The 7,502-nt window shown below is 51.3% G+C and carries 5 protein-coding genes and 2 pseudogenes; 4 read left to right on the forward strand and 3 right to left on the reverse strand.

Annotated features, from left to right (window positions below; all coding sequences use genetic code 11):
* Positions 1–267: 267 nt before the first annotated feature.
* Positions 268–843, reverse strand: a complete 576-nt coding sequence (locus tag LLF79_RS26480; RefSeq protein ID WP_001173919.1) for a recombinase family protein — start codon at positions 841–843, stop codon at positions 268–270.
* 126 nt (positions 844–969) lie between these two features.
* The gene (locus tag LLF79_RS26485; protein WP_011191340.1) at positions 970–1,218 is read right to left on the reverse strand and encodes a type II toxin-antitoxin system YafQ family toxin; all 249 of its coding nucleotides are present in this window, start codon (positions 1,216–1,218) and stop codon (positions 970–972) included.
* Between the two features lie 258 nt (positions 1,219–1,476).
* Here LLF79_RS26485 and LLF79_RS26490 point away from each other — a divergent pair, with 258 nt between their 5' ends.
* Entirely contained in the window at positions 1,477–2,181 is a 705-nt protein-coding gene (locus LLF79_RS26490; RefSeq protein WP_001067855.1) for an IS6-like element IS26 family transposase, read from the forward strand.
* A 188-nt stretch (positions 2,182–2,369) separates the two neighbouring features.
* A pseudogene (locus tag LLF79_RS26495) lies at positions 2,370–5,377 on the forward strand (Tn3 family transposase).
* A 36-nt stretch (positions 5,378–5,413) separates the two neighbouring features.
* Here the strand turns inward: LLF79_RS26495 and LLF79_RS26500 are convergent.
* Positions 5,414–5,584 (reverse strand): annotated as a pseudogene (locus LLF79_RS26500) (transposase); the annotation flags it as partial.
* Positions 5,585–6,338: 754 nt separating this feature from the next.
* Between LLF79_RS26500 and LLF79_RS26505 the strand changes: the two are divergent.
* Positions 6,339–6,719, forward strand: a complete 381-nt coding sequence (locus tag LLF79_RS26505; RefSeq protein WP_001371925.1) for a hypothetical protein — start codon at positions 6,339–6,341, stop codon at positions 6,717–6,719.
* 57 nt (positions 6,720–6,776) lie between these two features.
* A complete protein-coding gene (locus LLF79_RS26510; protein ID WP_000490639.1) occupies positions 6,777–7,400 on the forward strand; it encodes a hypothetical protein in 624 nt (207 codons plus the stop codon).
* Positions 7,401–7,502: the final 102 nt, after the last annotated feature.

A 7,502-nucleotide genomic window follows, 5' to 3' on the forward strand; every position in this document is an offset into this window, starting at 1 on the left:
CGGAAAGTCCTCCCTGCGTCCGCTGATGGCCGGCAGCAGCCCGTCGTTGCCTGATGGATCCAACCCCTCCGCTGCTATAGTGCAGTCGGCTTCTGACGTTCAGTGCAGCCGTCTTCTGAAAACGACACCACCCTGCCCTTTCCCTGGCGTTTTTTGTCGCGTGTTTTAGTTGCATGAAATAGAATACTTGCGACTAGAACCGGAGACATTACGCCATGAAAGACAAGAGCGCCGCCTGTCGTTTTCAGAAGGCGACTGCACGAAATATCAGGAGTCGGCTGCACTGCCAGAACTGGCCGCCTGCAAGGCAGCGTAGAGAGCGGTTTTTCCTACCTTGAGGCGTGCGGCGGCCTCGCGGACATTCAAGCCGTTGGCGACAAGCTCCCGCGCTCGTTGCAACTTGTCGGCAGTGACAACCGGCTTGCGTCCGCCTTTGCGCCCGCGTGCGGCGGCAGCGGTCAACCCGGCCTTGGTGCGCTCGCGGATCAGGTCGCGCTCGAACTGGCCCAGCGCACCGAACACATGGAAGATGAGCCGTCCGCCCGGCGTGGTGGTGTCGATGTTTTCAGTCAACGAGCGGAAGCCGACGCCCCGTGCTTCCAGCTTGCCGACCGTCTCAATCAGGTGCGGCAGGGAGCGGCCAAGCCGATCCAGCCGCCAGACGACCAGCACATCGCCATCGCGCAGATAAGCCAGCGCATCGGCCAAGCCGGGCCGGTCTGCCTTGGCCCCGGATGCCGTGTCCTCGAAAACCCGTTCGCAGCCTGCATTGCGCAGCGCATCCGTCTGCAAGGCGGTGTCCTGTTCCGCCGTCGATACCCGCGCATAGCCGATGAGTGCCATTTCCGCCCATTTGTCCGTTATACCGTCCGCCTATCTTATTGTCCGTCATCCCGTTGCGCAAGATGTTTTCGGACAGGCGTCCGGTTTGGCCGCCTAATGATCGTTTGGCGGACAAGGCGACTGGCATCAGCCGAACAGCTCGCTATGGGAGCCAAGCCGCGCCAGTCGCAGGGTGTCGGCGTCGGACTTGCGGTAGATCAGCAGCAGGTCGGGCTTGATGTAGCATTCGCGGTAGCCCGCCCAATCGCCGGAAAGATCGTGGTCGCGGTATCGCACATCCAGGGGCTGATCGGTCGCCAGCGCGACCAGAACCGGCTTGAGGTCATCATTCGTGCAGCGGACTCCTGATACTGTTCGTTCAATAGACGACTGCACAACAGCCTTCAAACCGCGTTGTCTGGTGCAGTCGTCTTCTGAAAATGACAGTGGCCAGCAAATCCAATCATGTAAAGAAAACCATCGTTATTTTTACGCCTATTTTGGATTGCGCAATCCAAAATTGAAACACTAGATATGGTGGCCGCGATCAGCTGCCGGCGCACAAGATGTTGTGTTGGTGATGGCTGTTGCGGCACTGTTGCAAATAGTCGGTGGTGATAAACTTATCATCCCCTTTTGCTGATGGAGCTGCACATGAACCCATTCAAAGGCCGGCATTTTCAGCGTGACATCATTCTGTGGGCCGTACGCTGGTACTGCAAATACGGCATCAGTTACCGTGAGCTGCAGGAGATGCTGGCTGAACGCGGAGTGAATGTCGATCACTCCACGATTTACCGCTGGGTTCAGCGTTATGCGCCTGAAATGGAAAAACGGCTGCGCTGGTACTGGCGTAACCCTTCCGATCTTTGCCCGTGGCACATGGATGAAACCTACGTGAAGGTCAATGGCCGCTGGGCGTATCTGTACCGGGCCGTCGACAGCCGGGGCCGCACTGTCGATTTTTATCTCTCCTCCCGTCGTAACAGCAAAGCTGCATACCGGTTTCTGGGTAAAATCCTCAACAACGTGAAGAAGTGGCAGATCCCGCGATTCATCAACACGGATAAAGCGCCCGCCTATGGTCGCGCGCTTGCTCTGCTCAAACGCGAAGGCCGGTGCCCGTCTGACGTTGAACACCGACAGATTAAGTACCGGAACAACGTGATTGAATGCGATCATGGCAAACTGAAACGGATAATCGGCGCCACGCTGGGATTTAAATCCATGAAGACGGCTTACGCCACCATCAAAGGTATTGAGGTGATGCGTGCACTACGCAAAGGCCAGGCCTCAGCATTTTATTATGGTGATCCCCTGGGCGAAATGCGCCTGGTAAGCAGAGTTTTTGAAATGTAAGGCCTTTGAATAAGACAAAAGGCTGCCTCATCGCTAACTTTGCAACAGTGCCATACTGTGTAGTATCATAATGCATAAATCACGATTTTTGATACTGACATTCAGTACCGTTTTGGGTGGTATCAAAACTCATAACATTTGAGACGGTTAAAAAGAGAACAGAACACCCGTTTACGAAAGGATGCGTGATGGCTGCTGATTTTCTGACCGACAAACAGACACAGAACTACGGGCGTTATGCCGCAGAGCCAAACGAGATCCAGCTGGCACGGTATTTTCATCTTGATGAGCGAGACCTTACTTTCATCAACCTGCGTAGGGGCAGGCATAACCGGTTGGGAATTGCCCTTCAACTCACAACTGCCCGCTTTCTGGGAACCTTCTTGTCCGATCTCATGCAAATACCGCCCGGTGTCCAGTTTTATGTCGCAAGGCAACTTAACATCCGCTATCCAGAGATCATTTCCCGCTATGCTCAAAGGGAAAACACACGTTGGGAGCACCACGGGCTTATCAGGCAGCACTATAGCTATCATGATTTCGGTGATTTCCCGTGGTCGTTCAGACTGAAGCGATTGCTGTATACCCGTGCATGGCTCAGTAATGAACGCCCCGGACTGATGTTCGATTTTGCCACCGCGTGGTTGCTTCAAAATAAAGTGTTGTTGCCAGCCGCATCCACCCTGACGAGAGTCATTGGTGAAATCCGTGAGCGTGCGACCCGCCGCTTGTGGCGAAAATTGGCCGCGCTGCCAAACCGTTGGCAGACCGCACAACTGGCTGGGTTACTTGAAATCCCCGAAGGACAGCGACTCTCAGTGATGGAGCACCTAAAAAGAGGCCCTGTCACTATCAGCGGCCCCGCGTTCACTGAAGCACTTGAACGTTACACTCGCCTGCGCAGCCTGGAGTTTTCCTGTCTGAATTTCACTGGGCTGCCCGCCATACAGCTCCGCAATCTGGCACGCTATGCCGGAATGGCATCGGTGAAATATATCAGCAGAATGCCAGAAGAACGGCGGCTGGCGATCCTTACCGCATTCGTGAAAGCGCAAGAAATCTCGGCGCTGGACGAGGCCGTTGACGTGCTGGATATGCTGATCCTCAATATTACCCGGGAGGCGAAGAAAACCGGGCAGAAAAAGCGACTTAGGACGCTCAAGGATCTTGACCGCGCGGCGTTGCTGCTGGCGCGGGCATGCGCACTTTTACTTGATGAAGATACCGCCGATGATTTGCTGCGAAAGACCATATTCAGCAGTGTGTCTGTCGCCAGACTGGCAGAGTCCGTGGAAAAAGTGAATGAACTGGCCCGCCCCCAGGATACAAACTTTCAGGATGAAATGGTGGAGCAATACGGACGGGTAAGGCGTTTTTTGCCCGCACTACTGCGCGATCTGCACTTCCGTGCGGCCCCAGACGGTGAACATACCTTGGCTGCCATCCATTACCTGGCAGAGCTAAACGGCTCGAAAAAACGGATCCTGGACGATGCACCTGAACATATCATTTCAGGCCCTTGGAAACGCCTGGTGTACGATGCTGACGGTCGGATACAGCGAGCAGGTTACTCGTTGTGTCTGCTGGAGCGACTTCAGGATGCGCTACGCCGTCGTGACATCTGGTTGGAAAACAGCGATCGTTGGGGTGATCCGCGCCAAAAACTTCTTCAGGGGGAGGAATGGCAGGCGCAGCGGGTTCCAGTCTGCCGGGCATTGGGTCACCCCACTAATGGCAGTAAAGCATCGGAGCAATTGGCCGCTCAGTTAGATGAAACCTGGAAAACGGTGGCATCACGTTTTGATCGCAATACCGCCGTGGACATCTGCAATGAAGGTAAACATCCTTCGCTGACCATCAGCAGCCTGGATAAATTGGATGAACCACCGGCGCTGATACAACTGAGCAGCCGAGTCAGACAATTGCTTCCACCCGTTGACCTGACAGAACTGTTGCTCGAGATTGACGCCAGAACTGGCTTCACCCGTGAATTCAGCCATGTCAGCGAGTCAGGTGCCCGTGCGCAGGATCTGCATATAAGCCTGTGTGCGGTGATGCTGGCTGAGGCCTGCAATATCGGACATGAGCCGCTGATCAAGCACAATATCCCTGCACTGACTCGCCATCGTCTGAGCTGGGTGAAACAGAACTACATCCGAGCAGAAACGCTGGTTAGCGCCAATGCGCGGCTGGTTGATTTTCAGTCCTCGTTAGCGTTGGCAGGATACTGGGGGGCGGGGAGGTAGCCTCCGCTGATGGTATGCGTTTTGTCACGCCAGTGAAAACGGTGAATTCTGGCCCCAACAGAAAATACTTTGGTTCAGGGCGCGGCATCACCTGGTACAACTTTGTCTCTGACCAATATTCGGGTTTTCATGGCATAGTGATTCCTGGAACACTGCGGGATTCCATCTTTGTGCTGGAAGGGCTACTTGAGCAACAAACGGGACTAAACCCGGTTGAAATCATGACGGACACAGCAGGTACCAGTGACATTATCTTTGGCCTGTTCTGGCTACTGGGATACCAATTTTCACCTCGTCTGGCGGATGCGGGTGAGGCTGTGTTCTGGCGGGCCGACAAAGCAGCGAATTACGGGGCGTTGGACAAACTGGCGCGGGGTTGTGTTGACCTTTCTAAAATCGAAAGCCACTGGGATGAGATGATGCGGGTTGCCGGTTCGCTGAAGCTGGGCACTATTCATGCGTCAGAACTCATTCGATCGCTATTGAGAAGTACCCGACCGTCAGGGCTTGCTCAGGCAATAATGGAGGTCGGAAGAGTTAACAAGACACTGTATCTTCTCAACTATATTGATGATGAGGACTATCGTCGCCGGATCCTAACACAGTTGAACCGGGGTGAAGGCCGCCATGCCGTTGCAAGAGCCATCTGCTACGGTCAGCGTGGCGAGATCAGAAAACGTTACCGCGAGGGGCAGGAAGATCAGTTGGGTGCGCTGGGTCTGGTGACAAACGCAGTGGTGCTGTGGAATACGCTTTATATGCAGGAAGCCTTGTCGCACCTGCGCAGCATCGGGGAAGGGCCAGAGGATGAACATATCGCGCGGCTTTCGCCTCTGATGCACGGTCATATCAACATGCTGGGACATTATACGTTCACACTACCGGAGGATATTATGAAGGGGGAATTGAGGCCGTTAAATCTCAATTTAAACAATGAATTATCTCCTTAGCGTGGTTTTTTACATCATTGGCCCTCAAACCCCATGATGATGGTTTCGAAACGTCTTAAGGCCAAAGACTATCGAACGGTTTCCACGGGATTTAACGTCCTGAGCTCTAAGCCAGGGCTGATAACTTTGGCCATAGCCCACTCCTATGCCGTCACCTAGCGCATTTTCATAATCCAAATAGGATTTGAGACGCCTACCCCTACCCATGATCGTACCCAAAAAACGACATTGATACGTACCTATATGTGCATTTTATAGTCTCCAACCCTATAACCACACATTCAGTAAGCATACAACATTAGCGTCGTTTTTTGAGAATGGTTACAACTTTAGTGCTTTGTGTACAACTTTATTGTCTTCGGACAGTAGGACCCTCTAAAACCAATAGAATTTACGTAGAAACGCGTTTAGTAAAGGCTTTACTAATTACTAATGACTAACATATTAGCACTTTCAGATCTGTCAGCAATAACCCCGGGCGGCGAAATAATGAGAAGAGTTCTTCCGGAGAGCCTTTTCTTTCTATCTGATTGATTTTTAACACTTTTAAATGTCAGCTTTATGTAAACCTGTGGGATTTACTCCTAATTAAATCCCATAGTATGAAAATTAGGCATTTGCAAACCTTAATGACGTGACGTTGTCACGTAAATCAATGGAATTTAGTCTCTAGTAAAGAGTTAACTAGTGACTAACTGCCTGATCGGTGTGCTTGAACGGTGCACTTCAGGCCGGATATAAAAATTGATGAGAGATATACAGAAAATGATGGACCGGCTTAATAAGCCAGCCTTTCTTGGGATGATTGATGATGTTGAACACGCTATAAAGCGAAAATGCCCCTTTTTAACCTATAGGTTGGGCACTATGAGTAAGATACAATCAAATCGCCAGTCAGATGGCTAATTTCATTTTGACCAAAGCGGGCTATTTCAAGCGTTATCGCTGAGACGAGGCTTCAATGACAAGTACACTTGACCCATCACACAAGCAAATTGAAATGTGGCGCAGAGCTACCGGTTCCGAAGGTGGACTCAACGAATACCGCAACTGGGTTCTGGAAAATAGTATGAGATTTACAGCATACGGTATCCATACCGTTATCGTCGAAGGTGAGGCGAAGCATATAACAGCGCTTGATGATGTTACCCTCTGTAACGAGTGGGCGAAGCTTAAAAGAGAAAACAATAGGCTTTACGCAGCAAATGAAAAAATTTGCTCTGGCTGGCGTGGTTTTGTGTTGCGTTTGTTAGGAATAACACTGTCATGCAGAAAACCGGTCATCTTACTGGGGGCAGACGCGAAGAATCAAAATGATGCCGTGAAAGGGGCTGATTTGTAATTTTCAGGCGAGCCCACCGTTCTTAGAAAGCTGTTCTATGGGTATGTAAGGAAGATAATGTTCTCTGAACGCTCAGTACACTTAATCACTTCCTGTACAAAGGGCAAGAATCATCAGGGCCACGTCTGGCCGACATTGGACATAGATCCAAAACAAACCCCGGACGACGCAGCATATGCCTGGAGTAACATTGTAGACGACGCCAGAAGTAATCAGGCGGTACCGGCATTGTCCTTGTATTCAGGTAATCACTGGTCTACGGCAAAGGAAATTTTAAACTCAACCAGAAATCTGGAGTTGTGGATAATCTCTGCCGGGATGGGGTTTTTAAATAGTCGAGATCGGGTGCCCTCTTACGAGGCGACATTTCATCAAGTACCATTCAGGCATGATCTCTGGTGGAAAGCCATCACAAAATCACTAGGAAAGCATAACCGTTGCGCAACTATAAGCCAGTTAATGCAGTCCAGTCCGAATGATGAATATTTGATTGCGGCTTCGCCTGTTTATATTGCTGCTGTCCAGAATGACATCCTGAAGGGCATTGAGAGTTTGACTCATCCTCTTACGCAACTAACGATCGTGACATCAGGGGCATATGCTGGCCCACTTGAAGAATACTTAATTAAGAGTTCTTCTAGGATGATGAAAGAGCTAGGGAAGGTGCGAACAAGTTCCTGATATGAGATCATCATATTCATCCGGAGCGCATCCCAGAGGGACATCATGAGCCATCAACTCACCTTCGCCGATAGTGAATTCAGCACTAAGCGCCGTCAGACC

It is taken from the genome of Enterobacter cloacae complex sp. 2021EL-01169 (assembly GCF_020733125.1).
GTDB lineage: Bacteria > Pseudomonadota > Gammaproteobacteria > Enterobacterales > Enterobacteriaceae > Enterobacter > Enterobacter roggenkampii.

Excerpts from the sequence above, each read along its gene's own strand:
- LLF79_RS26480 (WP_001173919.1), bottom strand. The coding sequence starts at position 843 with ATGGCACTCATCGGCTATGCGCGGGTATCGACGGCGGAACAGGACACC.
- LLF79_RS26490 (WP_001067855.1), top strand. The coding sequence starts at position 1,477 with ATGAACCCATTCAAAGGCCGGCATTTTCAGCGTGACATCATTCTGTGG.
- LLF79_RS26505 (WP_001371925.1), top strand. The coding sequence starts at position 6,339 with ATGACAAGTACACTTGACCCATCACACAAGCAAATTGAAATGTGGCGC.
- LLF79_RS26510 (WP_000490639.1), top strand. The coding sequence starts at position 6,777 with ATGTTCTCTGAACGCTCAGTACACTTAATCACTTCCTGTACAAAGGGC.